The 19,461-nt window shown below is 30.0% G+C and carries 20 protein-coding genes; all 20 read left to right on the top strand.

Features of this window, described 5'->3' with window-relative positions:
• Window position 1: 1 nt before the first annotated feature.
• Window positions 2–1,165, top strand: coding sequence for a chorismate-binding protein (locus ABXT58_RS04650; RefSeq protein WP_415303533.1), 1,164 nt, complete (start codon window positions 2–4; stop codon window positions 1,163–1,165).
• Window positions 1,162–1,719: an aminodeoxychorismate/anthranilate synthase component II gene (locus ABXT58_RS04645; RefSeq protein ID WP_415303532.1), complete on the top strand. Its 558-nt coding sequence runs from the start codon at window positions 1,162–1,164 to the stop codon at window positions 1,717–1,719. The genes ABXT58_RS04650 and ABXT58_RS04645 overlap by 4 nt, the downstream gene beginning before the upstream one ends.
• A complete protein-coding gene (locus ABXT58_RS04640; protein WP_415303531.1) occupies window positions 1,682–2,452 on the top strand; it encodes an aminotransferase class IV in 771 nt (256 codons plus the stop codon). Before ABXT58_RS04645 ends, ABXT58_RS04640 begins: the two co-directional genes overlap by 38 nt.
• Before the next feature lie 5 nt (window positions 2,453–2,457).
• Entirely contained in the window at window positions 2,458–2,856 is a 399-nt protein-coding gene (locus ABXT58_RS04635; protein WP_415303530.1) for an HIT family protein, read from the top strand.
• Between the two features lie 116 nt (window positions 2,857–2,972).
• The gene (locus tag ABXT58_RS04630; protein ID WP_415303529.1) at window positions 2,973–3,767 is read left to right on the top strand and encodes an adenylyl-sulfate reductase; all 795 of its coding nucleotides are present in this window, start codon (window positions 2,973–2,975) and stop codon (window positions 3,765–3,767) included.
• Between the two features lie 22 nt (window positions 3,768–3,789).
• Window positions 3,790–4,260, top strand: coding sequence for an adenylyl-sulfate reductase subunit beta (gene aprB, locus ABXT58_RS04625; protein WP_415303528.1), 471 nt, complete (start codon window positions 3,790–3,792; stop codon window positions 4,258–4,260).
• Window positions 4,260–6,119: an adenylyl-sulfate reductase subunit alpha gene (gene aprA, locus ABXT58_RS04620; protein ID WP_415303527.1), complete on the top strand. Its 1,860-nt coding sequence runs from the start codon at window positions 4,260–4,262 to the stop codon at window positions 6,117–6,119. Before aprB ends, aprA begins: the two co-directional genes overlap by 1 nt.
• Before the next feature lie 18 nt (window positions 6,120–6,137).
• Window positions 6,138–6,488, top strand: coding sequence for a hypothetical protein (locus tag ABXT58_RS04615; protein ID WP_415303526.1), 351 nt, complete (start codon window positions 6,138–6,140; stop codon window positions 6,486–6,488).
• 229 nt (window positions 6,489–6,717) lie between these two features.
• Complete coding sequence (locus tag ABXT58_RS04610) at window positions 6,718–7,800, top strand: sulfite exporter TauE/SafE family protein (protein ID WP_415303525.1); 1,083 nt, start codon at window positions 6,718–6,720, stop codon at window positions 7,798–7,800.
• A 93-nt stretch (window positions 7,801–7,893) separates the two neighbouring features.
• On the top strand, window positions 7,894–8,937 hold the full coding sequence (locus tag ABXT58_RS04605) for a Wzz/FepE/Etk N-terminal domain-containing protein (RefSeq protein ID WP_415303524.1): 1,044 nt from the start codon (window positions 7,894–7,896) through the stop codon (window positions 8,935–8,937).
• Window positions 8,938–8,980: 43 nt separating this feature from the next.
• On the top strand, window positions 8,981–10,054 hold the full coding sequence (gene rfbB / locus ABXT58_RS04600; protein WP_415303523.1) for a dTDP-glucose 4,6-dehydratase: 1,074 nt from the start codon (window positions 8,981–8,983) through the stop codon (window positions 10,052–10,054).
• 3 nt (window positions 10,055–10,057) lie between these two features.
• Complete coding sequence (gene rfbA, locus ABXT58_RS04595) at window positions 10,058–10,939, top strand: glucose-1-phosphate thymidylyltransferase RfbA (protein ID WP_415303522.1); 882 nt, start codon at window positions 10,058–10,060, stop codon at window positions 10,937–10,939.
• The gene (gene rfbC, locus ABXT58_RS04590) at window positions 10,936–11,490 is read left to right on the top strand and encodes a dTDP-4-dehydrorhamnose 3,5-epimerase (protein ID WP_415303521.1); all 555 of its coding nucleotides are present in this window, start codon (window positions 10,936–10,938) and stop codon (window positions 11,488–11,490) included. Before rfbA ends, rfbC begins: the two co-directional genes overlap by 4 nt.
• 20 nt (window positions 11,491–11,510) lie before the next feature.
• Window positions 11,511–13,256: an ABC transporter ATP-binding protein gene (locus ABXT58_RS04585; RefSeq protein ID WP_415303520.1), complete on the top strand. Its 1,746-nt coding sequence runs from the start codon at window positions 11,511–11,513 to the stop codon at window positions 13,254–13,256.
• A 29-nt stretch (window positions 13,257–13,285) separates the two neighbouring features.
• Window positions 13,286–14,056, top strand: a complete 771-nt coding sequence (gene rfbF, locus ABXT58_RS04580; RefSeq protein ID WP_415303519.1) for a glucose-1-phosphate cytidylyltransferase — start codon at window positions 13,286–13,288, stop codon at window positions 14,054–14,056.
• A gap of 128 nt (window positions 14,057–14,184) precedes the next feature.
• On the top strand, window positions 14,185–15,411 hold the full coding sequence (locus ABXT58_RS04575; RefSeq protein WP_415303518.1) for a class I SAM-dependent methyltransferase: 1,227 nt from the start codon (window positions 14,185–14,187) through the stop codon (window positions 15,409–15,411).
• A 3-nt stretch (window positions 15,412–15,414) separates the two neighbouring features.
• Window positions 15,415–16,269 (top strand): NAD-dependent epimerase/dehydratase family protein, encoded by an 855-nt coding sequence (locus ABXT58_RS04570; protein WP_415303517.1) that lies wholly within the window; start codon window positions 15,415–15,417, stop codon window positions 16,267–16,269.
• A gap of 15 nt (window positions 16,270–16,284) precedes the next feature.
• Window positions 16,285–17,313, top strand: coding sequence for a glycosyltransferase family 2 protein (locus tag ABXT58_RS04565; RefSeq protein ID WP_415303516.1), 1,029 nt, complete (start codon window positions 16,285–16,287; stop codon window positions 17,311–17,313).
• 19 nt (window positions 17,314–17,332) lie between these two features.
• Window positions 17,333–18,226, top strand: coding sequence for a dTDP-4-dehydrorhamnose reductase (rfbD, locus tag ABXT58_RS04560; protein ID WP_415303515.1), 894 nt, complete (start codon window positions 17,333–17,335; stop codon window positions 18,224–18,226).
• 211 nt (window positions 18,227–18,437) lie between these two features.
• Entirely contained in the window at window positions 18,438–19,451 is a 1,014-nt protein-coding gene (pseB, locus tag ABXT58_RS04555; protein ID WP_415303514.1) for a UDP-N-acetylglucosamine 4,6-dehydratase (inverting), read from the top strand.
• Window positions 19,452–19,461 lie beyond the last annotated feature (10 nt).

Below are 19,461 nucleotides of genomic sequence, written 5' to 3'. Positions count from 1 at the left end.
ATTGAATAAAAAAAACTACTTACTAGATTTAAATAATTCAAAAAAACCCTTTATAATCTACAAATCAGATAAGGGGTTTGATCTTTATACGGACTTTTCAAAAAAGATCATTTTAAACAATAAAAATATTGAAAAATTCATTAACAAAAATACTAAATTAAAATCTACTCATAAAGAAACAGACTTATTTATTGGTTTTTTTGGTTATGAAATACTAAATAACTTAATAGACATAAAAATAAAAAAACAAAAAAAAATAAATTTTCCAAAAGGGATATTTTACAAACCTGAAACAAAAGTAAAACTTTCAAATAGTCTTGAATATAAAAAAACTAGATCATCAAATCCTAACAATCTATTTAAAATAAATATTAATAAAAAATCGTATAAAGTAATATTTGATAAATTTAAAAAGAAAATAAAATCTGGTGAAACATACCAGATTAAAATCTGCACTAAATACAGTAATAAATCTGAAATAGATGCTTTAGTTTTTTTTGGTAGGCTAGTAAAAAGCAATATGGCGCCTGAAGCCTTTATGATTAAAGATAAAAATTATTCAATAATAAGCTGTTCACCTGAAAATTTGATAACAAAAAAAAATAATTTTATAACCACAAAACCAATTGCAGGCACTTTAAAGAAAACTAAAAAATTAAATAAAAATAAAGCCCTTACTTTTTTTAGAAAAAATTTAAAAGAAACTAAAGAACACAATATGATCGTTGATATGGAAAGAAACGATTTATCTAGAATTTGTAAACCAGGTTCAGTAAAAATTTTAAAGAAAAAGATAGTTGAAGAATATAAGGATCTTTATCATTACGTGAGTTTAATTGGAGGACAACTTAAGAATAAAGTTACCTCATTAGAGATTATAAAAGCAATGATGCCAGGGGGTTCTGTAATAGGATGTCCAAAAATTAGCACATTAAATTTATTAAATAAGCAGGAAAAACAAAATAGAAATATTTACACAGGTAGTTTTGGATACTTAAAGTTTAATGGGGATATGAGGTTTAATATTATCATTAGATCAATATTAAATTTTAAGGGTAAATCAGAGATTTCTGTAGCTTCTGGAGTGGTAATTGACAGTAATGCAGCCCATGAATTTAATGAAAATTACATAAAGGCAAAATCATTAATGGATCTTTATAAATGATATACATTATTGATCATCAAGACTCTTTTACTCACAATGTAGTGCATCAATTTGAAAATTTTGACGAAGTGGTTTGTACAAATTTTAACAAAATAAATGAAAATAAATTAAAAAGAGCAGATATTATTGTTTTTTCACCAGGCCCAGGTGCACCAAAAGATTATCCTTCTAGTTCAAAAATCTATAAAAAATACAAAGGTGAAAAAAAAATTATAGGCATTTGTCTTGGGTTTCAACAAATTCTACATTGTGAAAATGGAAAAATAATTGAGCAAAAAAAGATTTATCATGGTTTCCAATCTAAAATAAAAGTGACCAGCAAAAACTCATTGTTCAAAAAAAATAGTCGATTCACCGTTGGTAGATATCACTCTCTAAAATTAAAAGAGCCATTTACTGCAAAAAATTTTGAAATTACAATGAGGTGTGTTATTTCAAATACAGCAATGACAATAGAAAATAATAAAGAAAAAGTATATGGATTTCAATTTCACCCCGAATCTTTTTTAACTGAAAATGGTAGCTTACTTATTAAAAAAATCTTATCAGCATAAAACCTACAAAGAAATTAATTTTAAAGATCTTTGGGGGGACAATGGTGTGTTCACTACTATGTGGATTTTTGGAAATCCTTCCAAGGTACTTTTTTTTAAAAAACATATCAAAAATTTAATAAAGTCTTTAAAAATTTATAAACTAAACACCCCAAATCTTGAAAAAAATATTCTTAAATTAATAAAATTAAATATTGATAAAAAAAGATATTATAATCATCTTCTTAGAGTTGCCGTAAATAAAAAAATGATATCAATTTCTTTAAGAAATAGAAAAACACCAAAACTAAATTTTAATTTAAAGCTTATCAGTCACAAACGATTTGACCCTAAATTTAAAAATCTTAAATATAGATTTATATTAAAACACTTGTCAAAAATGGATAACACCACTTCAGACGTTGGTCTTTGTTACAAAAATATGATTTTAGAAAGTGGAACTTCAAATATGTTATTTATCAAAGGTGATAAAGTTTACTCTCCTTTAAATAATATATATAAAGGTATTACCTATAATTTCTTTAATAAAAAATTAAGTAAGATTATTAACAAAGATATACTGATCAAAACCTTATCCGAATATGACGAAATTCTTCTTATTGGTTCTGGAAAAGGTGTTGCATCAATAAAAAATATTAATGAAATTAAATGGAAGAGAAAAGGTTTAAAATTTTATAAAATACTATCTAGTTTTTATAAAAGTGAAGTTAACAAATGTTCTATCTATAAATAATATTTATGTTTGACCCAAATAATCCCTGTTTATTCTGCAACTCTAAACAAAGTGGTTCAGCTGCTGAAAATGAGTTGGCTTATGCCAGTTATGATACATATCCTGTGTCTGAATTTCATTGTTTAATTATTCCAAAGCGTCATGTTAAAGATTATTTTGACTTAAATGATAATGAAGTGATCGCTTGCAATAACCTTATTAAAAAAATTAAAGACGAAATAATATTAAAAGATCCTTCAGTTAAAGGGTTTAATATTGGAGCAAATTCTGGGGCTATTGCCGGACAATCAATCCTTCACTGTCATATTCATTTAATTCCACGAAGAGAAGGTGATGTTGAAAACCCTCAAGGAGGAGTTAGGTCGGTTATTCCTCTAAAACAACATTATAAACGTAAAGCGTAAGTTGTATTTTTGATTGATAAATAGAGCGCCTAATAACGGTTGATCTATCATTTCAACTATACTAAAAACTCAAAATTAAGATTCAACAAAATTAGTTATAAAGGGTAATAGTCTATATGATGTCAATTAGTCCATTTTCTGCACTAGCAGAATCAATTTCTCCTTCTGTAATTCAAGGCTTTGTTTTAGCAATGTTAGCTCTAATCGTTATTGGAACAGTTGTTCAAATGATACATCATAAAAATGTTACTTATTTTTTCAATAATGCAAAAAAAGCAAAATTAGCTGCCGAAAGAGAACTTGGTGTTGGAGAAAAAACTTCAGTTATTTTAAAAACTGTAGTGCATGATATTGCAACTACTGCAGAGTTAGGCGCTGGTAAAAGAAGAGTTGCACACGTTATGGGAATGTATGGAACTATTTTATTTTGGGTTGCATCAGTCGTATTAGTTTTTGGTTACACTGGAACAGGAACTACTGTACCAAAAATCTGGCCTATGATTTGGCATGTTGGAGCAATAATGACTTGTGTGGGTGGATACTGGTTTTGGTTATTTTTAAGAGTGGATGTATTGGCAGAAGCTCATCCATGGTACAGAATTATTAAAGCAGACTTGTTTGTCCTAGCACTTCTTGCATGTGCAACTACTGGACTTGCTTGGTCTTATTTTCAATCTTCAGGATCAACTGGATTAGGATATTTATTTTTAGTTTTATTTATTACCTCAAACATTGTTTTATTTGGGGGAGTTTATTGGTCAAAATTTGCACACATGATTTACAAACCTGGTGCAGCAATCCAAAAAAACTTAGCAGAAGCAGATGGTTCAAGAGACAATCTTCCACCACTTGCTGATGCACCAAAACAATTTGGACTAGGAATTAAAAGAGAACAACCAAAACACTATTAAAGAAAGAGAGAGGTAATATAATATGTCAACTTTTGTATACATGACGAGATGTGATGGATGTGGTCACTGTGTGGATATTTGTCCATCAGATATAATGCACATTGATGAAAATATTAGAAGAGCAGTTAATATTGAACCAAACTTTTGTTGGGAATGTTATTCTTGTGTAAAAGCTTGCCCTAATCATGCAATTGATGTTCGAGGTTATGCAGACTTTGCTCCTATGGGTCACAGTGTTAGAGTTCGGCGTGAAGAAGAAAAAGGAACTATCTCTTGGAAAATTAAATTTAGAAATGGAACTACAAAAGACTTTGTATCTCCAATTACAACAAAGCCTTGGGGAAAGTTCATTCCAAAATTAGCAGATGGTGAAAAACCTAATCAAGGTGAGATCAATTCTCAAATGCTCTATACTGAACCTAATGGTTTAAATATTGATGGTAAATTACCATCAGTACCAAAAGATACCTTTAAAAAAGGAGTTTACTACTAATGGCTAAGCATAAAACACATTTTGAGGATTGCGATGTTCTAGTTGTTGGTGGTGGTATGGCTGGAACTGGTGCTACTTTTGAAGCTAGACACTGGGGAAGAGATATGAAAATTATTTGTGTTGAAAAAGCTAATATTGATAGAAGTGGAGCTGTTGCTCAAGGTTTATACGCAATTAACTGTTACATGGGTATGCAGTGGGGTGAAAATCAACCTGAAGACCACGTAAGATATGCACGTAACGATTTAATGGGAATGGTTAGAGAAGATTTAGGTTACGATATGGCTCGTCACGTTGATTTAACAGTTCATATGTTTGATGAGTGGGGCTTACCAATGATGAAAAATGAAAAAACTGGTCGTTACCTTAGAGAAGGTAAATGGCAGATCATGATTCATGGTGAAAGTTACAAGCCAATCGTTGCAGAAGCTGCAAAAAAATCAGCTGACAAAATTTATAATAGAATAATGATTACTCATCTTTTAATGGATGAGGCTCAAGAAAATAGAGTAGGCGGAGCTGTTGGTTTCAATATGAGAACTGGTGACTTCCATGTATTTAGATCAAAAACTGTAATTGTTGCAGCAGGTGGAGCATCTCACATTTTCAAACCAAGAGCAGTTGGTGAGGGAATGGGAAGAACTTGGTACGCACCTTGGAGTAATGGTTCTGCTTATGCGTTACCTATTGCTGTTGGAGCTAAAATGACACAAATGGAAAACAGAATTGTGTTATGTAGATTTAAAGATGGTTATGGTCCAGTTGGAGCATACTTCTTACACCTTAAAACTTATACTCAAAATGCAAATGGAGAGAATTATGAGAAGAAGTGGTATGATCAAACTAAAGAATTAGTTGGTGAATACATTGATCACCATCCAACTCCTACATGTTTAAGAAACCACGCATTTATTCAAGAAACTATTGCAGGTGGCGGACCAATTCATATGGTAACTACTGAAGCTTTCCAAGATCCACATTTAGAAACAGTTGGCTGGGAAAATTTCCTTGGTATGACTGTTGGTCAAGCTGTTGTTTGGGCTTCTCAAAATATCGATCCCAAATACACAAATCCTGAATTAACTACATCTGAGCCTTATGTTATGGGTTCTCATGCAACATGTTCTGGAGCTTGGGTTAGTGGACCTGAAGATTTATCTCCACCAGAATATTTCTGGGGTTATAACAGAATGTTAACTATTGATGGACTTTTTGGTGCAGGTGATACTGTAGGTGGAAGTGCCCATAAATTTTCATCTGGATCATTTACTGAAGGTCGTTTAGCTGCAAAAGCTGCTGTTAAATATATTGAAGATAAAAAAGCAGAAGGTATTAAAGTTACAGATAAACAGTGTGAAGACTTTAAAGTTGCAATATTTAAACCTCTTGAGACATATCAAGTTGCTCAAAATGAGATTACAGGTGGAACAGTTTCACCAAGTTACATTTCACCAATTCAAGGACTTCAACGTCTACAAAGAATTATGGACGAGTATGTTGGTGGTATTGCAACCAACTACATGACTAATGGTAATATGCTTAAAAGAGGCCTAGAATTACTTGCTTGGTTAGAGGAAGATTTAGAAAAAGTAGGTGCTGAAGATTTACACCAACTTATGAGAGCTTGGGAATTAAAACACAGAGCTTTGACTTCCCAGTGTGTAACTGAACACACTATGTTTCGTGAAGAAACACGTTGGCCTGGTTATTATTACAGAGGTGATCACATGAAACTTGATGATGATAATTGGCATTGTTTAACAGTTTCTAGACGCGATCCTAAGACTGGTAAATTCTCACTAGAAAAAGTGCCGGTTTATCACATAGTTGACGAGAACGAGAAGAGAAAAGCTTCTTAAAACAGTTAAACTTAAAATATGAATCTTTTAGAGAAATCTGATGATGAGATTATAGCAATTGCTAATCCTATTTGGGATAATCTCGTTAAGACATCAAATATGAAAGATTATGGTGGGTTTACTAAGGATTTTGGAACTCAAATGCTATTTGGGGCTAATGAAGTAGAGCTTGGAAAGCAATGGGCTAACAACAAATTGTTAACTAGTTTATCTGAAGATTATAAAGCTTTTGGATGTTTAAGGCGAGGTATGAATATTACAGTCTTATTCAAACAAAAGAGTAAAGAAATTGAAGGTGAGTTTCTTGGAAGGTTAGTCCTTGGTGTTGAAGGGGATGATGTTAAGGTCTTTGGAGCAACAATCTACTAATAAAAAAACCATTTTATATTAACTATTTATTTGACAAATAATTAACTGGGTGTATTGACGGTTGTAATGTCAATTTCCAACATAAAAATATTAAACAAAATTTCAGATTTTAAAGTAACTATTATCAAAACCGGTATCTTTGTTAGTCTAGCTGCTTATTGGGGTATCATTTTAGTTGGAACTTTTATCACATTTAATTAAGTTGTTTTTTAATAACTGTTAATTTTTTATGGATGTTTTTCTACCAATAGCTCAAGTATTTGTTAATCCTATTGAAATACTTTTATTGAGTGCAATCGTTGGAGTGCTTTCGGGTTTATTTGGTGTTGGTGGTGGTTTTTTAATGACACCATTCTTAATTTTTTTAGGCGTACCACCTGCATATGCAGTTGCAAATGAAGCTAACAATATTCTTGCAACATCAGTATCAGGATCAACAACTCATTATTTAAAAAATACTTTAGATTATAAGATGGGTCTTATGATTGTTATTGGTGGAACAATTGGAACCGCATTAGGTATTTATATTTTTACATATTTTAAGGGTATTGGAAAAATTGATACAGTTATTTCTTTAGCTTATATGTATATACTTGCAATAATTGGCACACTAATGTTAGTCGAAAGTCTTGGAGAAATAGACAGGGCAAAAAGAAACCTTATAGTTAAAAAAAAATTACACGTTCATTATTGGATACATGGTCTTCCGCTAAGAATGAGGTTTCCAAAATCAAAATTATACGAAAGTATATTTACCCCAATTATAATTGGTTTATTTGTAGGATTTATTGCTGCTATAATGGGTATAGGAGGTGCTTTTATATTAGTACCTGCAATGATTTATATAATTAAGATGCCAACAAAATTAGTTCCAGGAACTTCTTTGTTTGTAACAATATTTGTGAGTGTCATAGTTACTTTTTTACATTCATTTAATTTTGGATCTATAGATCTAATGCTAGTTGTTATGTTGGTTGTTGGATCAATCATAGGTGTTCAAATAGGACAAAAACTTGGTGAAAAAATTGATAGTTCTGGCTTGAAAGCGTTACTTGCAATTTTATTATTATTAGTTGGAATAGCTATTGCTTATGAAACATTTTTTTCTGAGCAAACTGAAAAAGAAATAATACAAGTATTAACTTCAGATTTAAATTTTTTCTCAATATTTATTTTAGAATTTTCAGAAGATATGCCATTTTTTTATGGATTGTTTTCTATTATGTTTGCAATTCTTTTGGGAGTTGGAGCTGCTCTTATTAGAAAATTTTTTTCATCCTTAAGAAAGAAATATTTTAAAAAGACTGCTTAAAAATACAACAGACTAAAAAAAAATAATTAGACGATTAATTTTCATTTGAGATTAGCAATATTGTGAGATATAAAACTTTCATATTTTAGCTTTATGAACGACTTTATAAAAAAATCAGAAGATAGTGAAATCGATTTATTAGATCTTTTAAGAACACTTTTAAGACATAAAACTTTGATTGTGGGGCTAACTGTACTTTTTGGGATTTTTGGATTTATAGCTAATCAAATGATCCCAGCTAAAGTTATAGCTAAGCAATTTCAAACAAACCTTATTTTAAAAGAGCCTTCGTCATTAGATTTAAAAATAATAACAGACCATGGAATTAATTTTGTTAATGTTAAAAATTTAAAAAAAGAATTTTTTTTTACCTTCAGACAAGATCTTATTTCTGAAACAAGTTTCAAATCTTTTGTAAAGAAATACCCGAATAAAAACTCCTTTTTAAAACCTTCAAATAAACAAGAAGGTAATGTAGATAAATTTTTAGAACAAACCTCTTTAGAATCAACTCACATTAAAAATAATATTTTTACAATTACGTTGATCTATCCGGAAGAGATTAAAGGAAGTAATTTGCTAGACGATTATGTAGAGAGCGTCAGTCTTAGAAGTAAAGATACACTTATTAATCAAATTAAAAATTTACTTCTAAGTGAGTTAGCTAATGTTGTTAATGAAAAAAGAATTTTGGTAAATAGTAAAAAAAGATCAATTATAAATCAATTGTTTGCTCATCAACAAGCTTTGAAAACTGCCGAAAGTATTGCTTCTATTGAAGGGGTGGGTTTTCGTGTGATTGAAAACTATGAATATGGAGCGGATAACAATAATTTATACTTAAAGGGCATAAAAGTTTTAAATGCTGAAATTCTTAATTTAAAAGAGCAACTAAATTACCCAGAAAGAATGGATGATTATAATTTGCTATTAAGCAAAGAAGAGTTAATTCAATCAAAAATAAAATCGTTAAAGCAAACTAATTTTAATTGGGCAATGCCTCTATCCTATCAAAAAGAAATAACAATCTCATCGAATAAAAAATCACATTTGTTACCAATAGGTTTGATTATTGGATTTGCTTTATCTCTTCTGATTATTTTTTTTAGGTATATCTCGAATATATTAAAAGGCTAGATGTTGAAGAGGTAAATTTTGTAGCTTTGTATAAAAAATATTAATGGTTAATAAAAAACTACTTATCACTGGAGGAGCAGGTTTTATAGGCTCAGCTGTTATTCGTCATATTATAAATAATACTGACCATAGAGTAGTTAATGTTGACAAACTTACCTATGCAGGGAATTTAGAATCTTTAATTTTAATTAAAAATGATGCAAGATATGTTTTTGAACAAGTAGATATCTGCAACACTGAAGAGGTTAATCGTGTTTTTAATGAACACAAGCCAGATATTGTAATACATCTAGCTGCCGAGTCTCATGTAGATAGGTCGATTGATGGACCTCGTGAATTTATTCAAACTAATATTGTTGGTACTTACGAACTATTAGAAGGAGCTAGAAATTATTGGTCTAATTTAAATGGAGAAAAGAAAGATGATTTTAGATTTCACCATGTATCAACAGATGAAGTTTATGGTGATTTAGAAGGAACAGACACTCTATTTACTGAAGAAACCTCATATGCGCCAAGCTCACCTTACTCGGCCGCCAAAGCAAGCTCTGACCATCTTGTTCGTGCATGGCACCGTACTTTTAAATTACCAATATTAATTACAAATTGCTCTAATAATTACGGCCCTTACCAGTTCCCTGAAAAACTCATTCCACTTATCATTCTTAATGCACTAGAAGGTAAAGATTTACCAATTTATGGAGACGGTAAACAAATTCGTGATTGGTTATATGTTGATGATCATGCGAGAGCATTACTTCATGTTGCACTTACAGGTAAAGTTAGTGAAACATATAATATTGGTGGGCATAACGAAATACAAAATATCGAAGTAGTAAAAACTGTTTGTGGTATTTTAGATGAATTAGCACCAAGTAAACTTGACGGTATTGATAAGTATGAAAAATTAATTACCTATGTAGATGATAGAGCAGGACATGATTTGAGATATGCTATAGATGCCACTAAAATAGCTAATAAACTTAATTGGACACCAGATGAAACTTTTGCAACAGGTATTAAAAAAACGGTAGAGTGGTATTTGAATAACAAAATCTGGTGTAGACATGTACGAGATGGAAGTTATCATAGTGAAAGATTAGGAGTGATCAAATAAGTTATGAAAGGAATTATTTTAGCTGGTGGCTCAGGCACACGTCTCTACCCTTTAACTAAGGCTGTATCAAAACAACTCATGCCAATTTATGATAAGCCAATGATTTATTACCCGTTGTCGATTTTAATGCTAGCTGGTATTCAAGAGGTTCTTATAATATCAACAGATCAAGACCTACCAAGATTTAAGCAGCTTCTTGGTGATGGTTCTGATTTAGGCATGAAGTTTGAATATATAGTTCAACCTTCACCGGATGGTTTAGCTCAAGCATTTATTCTGGGTAAAAATTTTATTGCCAATGATGATGCTTGTTTGATTCTAGGAGATAATATTTATTATGGACAGGGTATGACAAGTATACTGGCTAATGCTGTATCAAAAGCTAAAGATAAAAATATAGCAACTATATTTGCTTACCATGTTGATAAGCCTGAGCGCTACGGAGTAGTTAATTTTGACCAAACTGGTAAAGTGCTCAGTATTGAGGAAAAACCATTAGTTCCCAAAAGCAACTATGCGGTAACTGGTCTTTATTTTTATCCTAACGATGTGATAAAAAAAGCTACAGAAGTTATACCATCTGATAGAGGTGAATTAGAAATTACCACAATTAATCAATTTTATTTAAGTGAAGAACGTTTATCCGTTGAGCTTATGGGTAGAGGGTATGCTTGGCTTGACACAGGCACTCACGAAAGCTTGTTAGAAGCTTCAGCCTTTATAGAGACTGTAGAGAGAAGACAGGGTTTAAAAGTGGCTTGCATTGAAGAGATCGCTTTTGAACAAGGTTACATTAATAAAGATCAACTCATAGAACTAGCTCAACCATTATTAAAGAATCAGTATGGACAATACCTACTTAAACGTACTAAAGAAGTAAAATGAAGTTTATCCCTCAGTCAATTCCTGATGTAGTGCTTATTAAACTTAACACACATAATGATGATAGAGGTTACTTTGTAGAAACCTTTAGACAAGATTTACTTGAAGATGCAGTCGGATACAAAGTTAATTTTATGCAGGATAATGAATCTAAATCTTCTAAGGGCACACTAAGAGGCCTTCATTATCAAATAACACCTTTTGCTCAAACTAAACTTGTAAGAGTAATTAAAGGTAGTGTGCTGGATATAGCTATTGATATACGTAAGTCTAGCCCTAGTTTTGGACATCACGTGTCTGTAGAATTAACGGAACAGAACAAACACCAACTTTTTGTACCACATGGTTTTGCACATGGGTTTGTTGTATTAAGTGAAAGTGCCACTTTTTCTTATAAAGTTGATAATTATTACGCACCAGAGTATGATAGGGGAATTGCTTTTAATGATGAAAAACTTAAAATTAATTGGCAATTACCTTTTGAGGAACTAAAATTGTCAGACAGAGATAAAATTCACCCACCTTTAGCAAATGCTAGAGATTTATTTAATTGATTAATAAGTGATACCTACCAATGTTTAAAGAACTCTGGCAACATTTATCTAGACGACGTAAAAAACAATTTTGGATGTTACTAGTTTTAATGGTAGTTGCTCCACTAATGGAGGTTATTAGTATTGGTTCTATAGTGCCATTTCTAAGTGTATTAACAGACCCTGATAAAATTTTTCAAAACCAATCTCTACAACCTTTAATTACATTTTTGAGTATTACAAATTCTAATCAATTAATATTACCTCTAACAATCATTTTTATTGTAGCAACAATATTTTCAGCAATGATACGTTTGCTTTTGCTCTACGTATCCACAAGGTTCTCCTACGTTACATGCGTTGATCTTAGTGTAGATATTTATAGACGTACCTTATATCAAGATTATTCAGCTCATACATCAAGTAATAGTAGTGAAGTTATAAATAGCATTATTACTAAAACAAATACTGTTCTAGGTAAAGTTTTAGTGCCAATACTTGCTCTTATTAGCTCTACTATCATGATGGTATGTATTATTGGTGTAGTTCTCTTTATTAACCCCCAAGTATCATTAATAACAATTTCCACTTTTGGTTTGCTTTATTTCATAGTTGCATTTTTTACTAAAAAATCTTTAACAAAAAACAGTCAATTGATAGCTGACGAATCAACTAAAATGGTAAAATCTTTACAAGAGGGTTTGGGTGGAATTCGTGATGTCATAATTGATGGAACACAAGAATTTTATTGTAAAATATATCAAAATGCTGACTTTAAATTTCGATCAGCCACAGGAAAAAATATTTTTATTGCGAGTAGTCCTCGTTACTTAATGGAAGCGGTTGGAATGATTTTAATTACAATTCTAGCTTATATTTTAACCTCTCAAGAAAAAAGTATTTTAGGAGCCATTCCCATATTAGGAGCTCTTGCAATTGCAGCACAAAAATTATTTCCAGTATTGCAAACAGCATACTATTCTTATGCTGTAATCAAGGGTGCAAAGTCTTCTTTTCAAGATGTTTTAAATTTACTAAATCAACCATTTTCATATAATTTAAACAATAGCTTGATAAAACAAATACCTTTTAATCAAAAAATTACTTTTAAAGATTTAAGTTTTAGACACACAAAAGATTCACCTTGGATTTTAAAAAATGTAAATCTAACTTTTAAAAAAGGGGAAACAATTGGTTTTATTGGAGAGACAGGCAGTGGTAAAAGTACACTATTAGATATTTTAATGAGTCTATTAACCCCAACATCAGGTAATCTAATAATTGATGACAATGTTATTACAAAAAAAAATAGAAGATCTTGGCAAGTATGCATCTCACATGTTCCTCAAATTATCTACCTTACAGACAGCACTATTGAAGAAAACGTTGCGTTCGGTGTTGATTTAAAAAATATTGAACGTCAAAAAATTAATCGTGCAACAAAAAGTGCACAAATTTTAGAATTTATTAGTGATTTAAAAGATAGAAATAAAGCTTTTATTGGAGAAAGAGGTGTTCAATTATCAGGTGGGCAAAGACAGAGAATTGGTATAGCTAGAGCACTATACAAAGATAGTGATGTACTTATTTTTGATGAAGCTACTAGTGCTCTAGACAATCAAACAGAGCAGAAAATAATGGAAGAAATTGATCAATTAAAAGACAATAAGACAGTGTTTATTGTTGCACACAGGATTACAACTTTGAAGAAATGTGATCGAATAATTAGAATTAATAAAGATCACACTATTGAGATATTGGATTACAATCAAATTGGTTTCGATTAAGATAAATAAATAAATAAATAGATAAACTAATGAAAGCAATAATTTTAGCAGGTGGTTTGGGTACACGTCTTAATGAAGAGACTAGTATAAAACCAAAGCCTATGGTTGAGATTGGTGGCAAACCAATTTTATGGCATATTATGAAAATGTACTCCAATCATGGTATTAATGACTTTATAATTTGTTGTGGATATAAAGGTTATTTAATTAAAGAATATTTTGCTAATTATTTTCTTCATCAATCAGATGTAACTTTTAATATGAAAAAGAATTCTATGGAGGTGCATGAAAGACGTGTAGAGCCATGGACAATCACTTTAGTTGATACAGGTGAAAAATCTATGACAGGTGGAAGACTGGGTAAAGTATCCGAGTATATAAAAGATGAAGATGCTTTTTGTTTTACTTATGGTGATGGGGTATCAGATATTGATATTTCAAAGTTAATTGAGTTTCATAAAAAACACGGCAAAGATGCAACTTTAACTGCTGTTTATCCACCAGGTAGGTTTGGGGTGTTAAATATTAAAGATAATCAAATTAAAAAATTTATAGAAAAGCCTAAGGGTGATGGAGCCTTAATCAATGGAGGTTTTTTTGTTCTTTCTCCAAAAGTACTAAAAAGAATTTCTGGAGACAATTGTATCTGGGAGCAAGAACCGTTAAAAGGATTGGCAGCGGATGGAAATTTAATGTCCTATATGCATGAAGGTTTCTGGCAGCCTATGGATACTTTAAGGGATAAAAAATATTTACAAGATCTTTGGGAAAAAGGTAACGCACCATGGAAAACTTGGTAGTAAAGAATGATCGAGAAAGTATTTTTTTAACTGACCAAATTAACTTTAAAGGAGGTTATGCAAACTGTATATTTTCTAGAAATTGAAGAGTGCATTAATCATATGAATAAATAACAAAATGAAAAAAGATGAATTGTAGACATTGTAAAATAAAAATGAAATTAGAATTAATTGACCTAGGTAGTTCGCCTCCATCAAACGCTTATCTTACAAAAGAGACACTAAGCGCTCCAGAAAAATGGTTTCCTTTAAGAGTTTTGGTTTGTGAAAATTGCTGGTTAGTTCAAACTGAAGATTTTACAAAAGCTGATGACTTATTTGATAAAGATTATGCATATTTTAGTAGTTTTTCAACAAGTCTGCTTAAACACACAAAACAATTTGTGAAAGATTCTGTTAAACGTTTTTCTTTAGATGAAAATAGTCATCTTATAGAAGTAGCGGCAAATGATGGTTACTTATTACAGTATGTAATGGAGAGTAATATTCCTTGTATTGGTATAGAGCCAACAACTAGTACAGCTAATGCAGCTCGTGCAAAAGGAATAGATATAATAGAAGAATTCTTTGGTGTGAAGTTAGCCGAACAATTGACTAAAAAAGGTAAGCAAGCTGACTTTACTGTAGCTAATAACGTTTTAGCACATGTACCGGATATTAATGATTTTGTTTCTGGATTTTCTATAATACTCAAGCCTAATGGAGTGTCTACTTTCGAGTTTACACATCTACTAAAAATAGTTAATAAAAATCTATTTGATACCATCTACCATGAACATTTTTCATATCTTTCATTAACTGCACTAGAAACTATATTTAAAGAAAACGGATTACAAATATTTGATTTAGAAGAGCTTACAACACAGGGTGGTAGCTTAAGATTATTTGCACAACGTTCTGATACAGGAGTGCGAAAAATATCAAAAAAAGTAATTGAACTTCGAAAACAAGAAGCTGAAGCAGGAATAAATGATCCAAATTTTTATAAAGGATTTCAATTGCAAACCAATATAATAAAAGATGAACTTTTAGTTTTTTTGATAAAAGCTAAGCAAGATAATAAAAAAGTTGTTGCATACGGCGCTGCAGCCAAAGGTAATACATTGTTAAATTATGCTGGTGTCAGGCCAGATTTAATTACTTATGTAGTTGATAAAAATTTAGAAAAACAGAATAAATATATGCCTGGTAGTCGTATTCCAATTAGAGACGAAGATTTTTTAAAAAATGATAAACCAGACTTTGTTCTCATTCTTCCATGGAATTTAAAAAATGAAATAATAACTCAACTTGAGTATATCAAGAACAGTGGTGGAAAATTTGTGATAGCAGTTCCTAAATTAGAAGTTATCTAATTAATGAAAATACTTGTAACAGGTGCTACAGGTTTTATTGGGAGTCATTTAATTTTTGAGCTGTTAAAAAATGAGTCAAATCAAATTGTTGCAACTTCTAAATGCATTAATAAAGCAATGAAATTTGAATGGTATTCTAAAGTTAAATATATTGAATATGATTTTAACAATGACAACACTGAAGATTTGTATAGTTTTTTTGATAAACCAGATCAATTAATTCATTTGGCATGGAATAATTTATCTGATGTTAAAGCACCAGAACATTTAGAGGTAACACTGTTTAATCATTATAAATTTATTAAGGATATGGTTATGGCTGGATTAAAAGAAGTTATTGTTACGGGTACTTGTTTTGAATATGGTATGATTGAAGGTTCTTTAAGTGAGAACTTAAATACAAAACCATCCAATTCATATGGAAAAGCCAAAGATAAACTGAGAAAATTTATTATTGATTTGAAAAAGAGTTTTAATTTTACTTATAAGTGGATTAGAGTGTTTTATGTGTATGGTGAAAGACAATCAAAAACATCATTAATGTATCTTTTGGATAAAGCAATAAAAAATAAAGATAAAGAATTTAATATGTCGGGTGGAGAACAGCTCAGAGATTTTTTATATATTAAAGATGTTGTAAAATATATATGTTTAATTGCTGATCAAAAGATTTATGTTGATCAAGCTATTAATTGTTGCAGCGGTAAACCGATATCAGTTAAGAACTTAGTGATGAGACATTTAAAAGAAAAAAAATATAATATGAAGTTAAACTTAGGATATTATCCATATCCTGACTTTGAACCCATGTCATTCTGGGGTGATAGATTTTATTTAGATGAACTATTAAAAAAATAAAATAATAAATACAATATGATACAGGCAACAAAAAACAATTATTTTTTTACAATTGGGTATACGACATACAATAGAAAAGATTTTATTGTTAAGCAGTTAAGTAGTTTATTGACTATGGATATACCAGATAATATAGAAATAATAGTTATTGACAATTTTTCAACTGATGGAACATTTAAGGCTATTTCAGATTTGACTACCGGCAGTAGGATTAAAATCTATCGTAATAATAAAAATCTTGGATTTGCAGGAAATTTTGTAGAAGTTTTAAAGCGAGCAAAAGGTGAGTATGTTATGTGGGCCTCTGATAAAGATGGAATTAATATGAATGGTATAGAAAGATTATTAAATTGGATGGGTGATAAAAAATTTGACCTTGTTATTTTAAATTACTTTAAAGAAAAAATAAAAAAATACGAGGTCCCAGCAATAAGAAAAAACAAAACTAGAGTTATTAACTATGATGATCTATTATTTTGTTCCCACCTGCCAGGTACCATATGGAATCGTAATAAAGCATTAGTAAATCTAGTTGATTGGAGTATAATAAAAAAACAATATCCAGAAACTTCAAAATATTATCCTAATTTACTTTTATTAATAAGATTAATACCTTTTGCTAATAGTTATTTTTATAATGGATACATTTCATATCAAAAAGAAAAAAAAGAAAAAGCAAAATATTCTTTTACTGCCGCTGAATCTGGAAAACACTACTCCCATGTAGCATCAAGGTGGCTACAACACAAAGAATTTATAAGTCTTATTGAATCATGTATCCAAAAAAGTAAAAATATAAAACATAAAAATTTTTTATATAAAATGCATAAATCTTTGAACGAAAATTTGTATGAATTATTTTCAAGAGCAATACTAGAAGAGAAACCAAGTTTATATCGTTATTTTTCAAACGTATACAGCCCTTTTTCAATGATTAAAAGGAGTTACAAATTTTTAAAAACAGTATTGAGGTCTTTTTTTAATAATCCATTATTCACTATTTATCGAATAAAAGAAAGATTAAAAATAAAATACAAAATTTAAAATATTTTTATTAAGATATATGAATATTAAAAACAAAAAAAAAATTAATTATAAATATCCAAAAATATTACTAACAGGTGGAACAGGTCAATTAGGCAATGAACTAAAAAAAAATTTACAATCTTTAGGTGAGGTGTGGTCACCCAACAGTAAACAGTTTAATCTTGCAGAGCCAGAAACTCTTCGAGAGAAAATTAAATATTATCAACCTGATTTAATAATCAATAGTGCAGCATATACTGCTGTTGATCAGGCTGAGCTTAACTCAAAACTTGTATCTTGTATTAATGTTGTATCTACTAAAGTATTAGCTGAAGAAGCATTCTGTTTACAGATACCATTAATTCATTACTCGACAGATTATGTTTTTGATGGCAGTCAAAAAACACCTTACACAGAGTCTGATAAACCTAACCCAATTAATGTTTATGGAAAAACAAAACTTGATGGTGAGCATGAGATTCAAAAAAACCATAATCAATATTTAATTTTGAGAACTAGCTGGCTGTTTGGACTTTATGGAAAAAATTTTTACACTACTATGTTGCAATTATTTAAAGAAAAAAAAACTGTTAATGTTGTAAATGATCAAGTTGGAAGCCCAACTTCTATAGAATTTTTAGCAAAAGCTACTTTAGAAATACTTTCACAGTTAAAAAAAAATGAAGAAGAAAACAGATGGGGGGTCTATCATCTTGCAGGTGAAGAACAAATGACCTGGTTTGATTTTGCAAAAAAGATATATAAGCAAGAAAAAAATTCTAATAATTTTATTATAGAAAAAATATTACCAATATCTCATAAAAAATATTTAACTGAAGCAACTAGACCAAATTTTAGTGTATTGAACTGCGATCTCATTCAAAAAAATTTTGAATACATTTATAAGAAATTTTCTAAAACAGATATTTAAATAGGATCATTAGTTAAATAATGAAATTAATCTTTAATTTTAATGATTTTTATTCATCATATAGACTTTATATTATTATAATAAATGTGTATAAAAAAAATATCTTTTTAAAGTTATTCAAGTAATATCAGTTTAATTAATCAAATAATGTTTTTATAAAAACTAAAAATTTTGATAAAATTAACTAATTAAAAGATATAAGGAAATATGCATGTTAGAAAATAAATCATTATTAATTACTGGAGGAACGGGCAGCCTGGGAAAAGCTTTGGTTGAAGAGATACTTCATCGTTATCCAAATATTAAAAGATTAGTCATATTTAGCCGTGATGAACTAAAACAATTTGATATGGCTCAAATATTTTCAGAAGATAAATATCCATGCGTAAGATATTTTATTGGAGATATTCGGGATGTAAATCGTTTAAGAAGAGCACTAGAAGGCATTGATTACGTAATACATGCAGCAGCATTGAAACAAGTTCCTGCTGCTGAATACAATCCAACTGAATTTATAAAAACTAATATTCTTGGATCTGAAAACTTAATTGAAGCATGTATGGATACAAATGTTAAAAGAGTTGTTGCCCTCTCAACTGATAAAGCAGCAGCACCAATTAATTTATATGGTTCAACGAAACTATGTAGTGATAAACTTTTTGTTGCCGCTAATAGGTATAAAGGCTCTAGGGATTTAAATTTTTCTGTAGTTCGTTATGGAAATGTTTTAGGCTCTCGTGGCTCTGTGGCACCTTTTTTTATGAAAAAAAGAAAAGAAGGTATTCTTCCAATTACCGATCCAAGAATGACGAGATTTAATATTTCATTAAAAGATGGTGTTGAAATGGTGCTATGGGCATTAAAAAATTCTAAAGGAGGTGAGATATTTGTACCCAAAATACCATCATATTTAGTTACCGATATGGCAAAAGCAATTTCACCGAGTGCTAAACTTGTGAATGTTGGTATACGTGCTGGGGAAAAAATACATGAAGAGATGATAACAGAAAATGATAGTCTAAATAGTGTTGATTTAGGTATTTACTATGCCATTTTACCAAATTCAAATCCAATTTCAATTAAACAATATTGCAAAATAACTAATGCCACGATGGTGGAGGAAGGTTTTTCTTATAACTCAGGCACTAATCCAGATTTTCTCTCAATCGAAAGTTTGAGAATTTTAATAAAAGAACAATTAGATTCAAGTTTTGAACCAGTGTGAATTTAAATAA

It is taken from the genome of Candidatus Pelagibacter sp. Uisw_090, assembly GCF_047717845.1.
Taxonomy (GTDB): domain Bacteria; phylum Pseudomonadota; class Alphaproteobacteria; order Pelagibacterales; family Pelagibacteraceae; genus Pelagibacter.
This window is presented reverse-complemented; position numbering and strand designations above follow the sequence as displayed.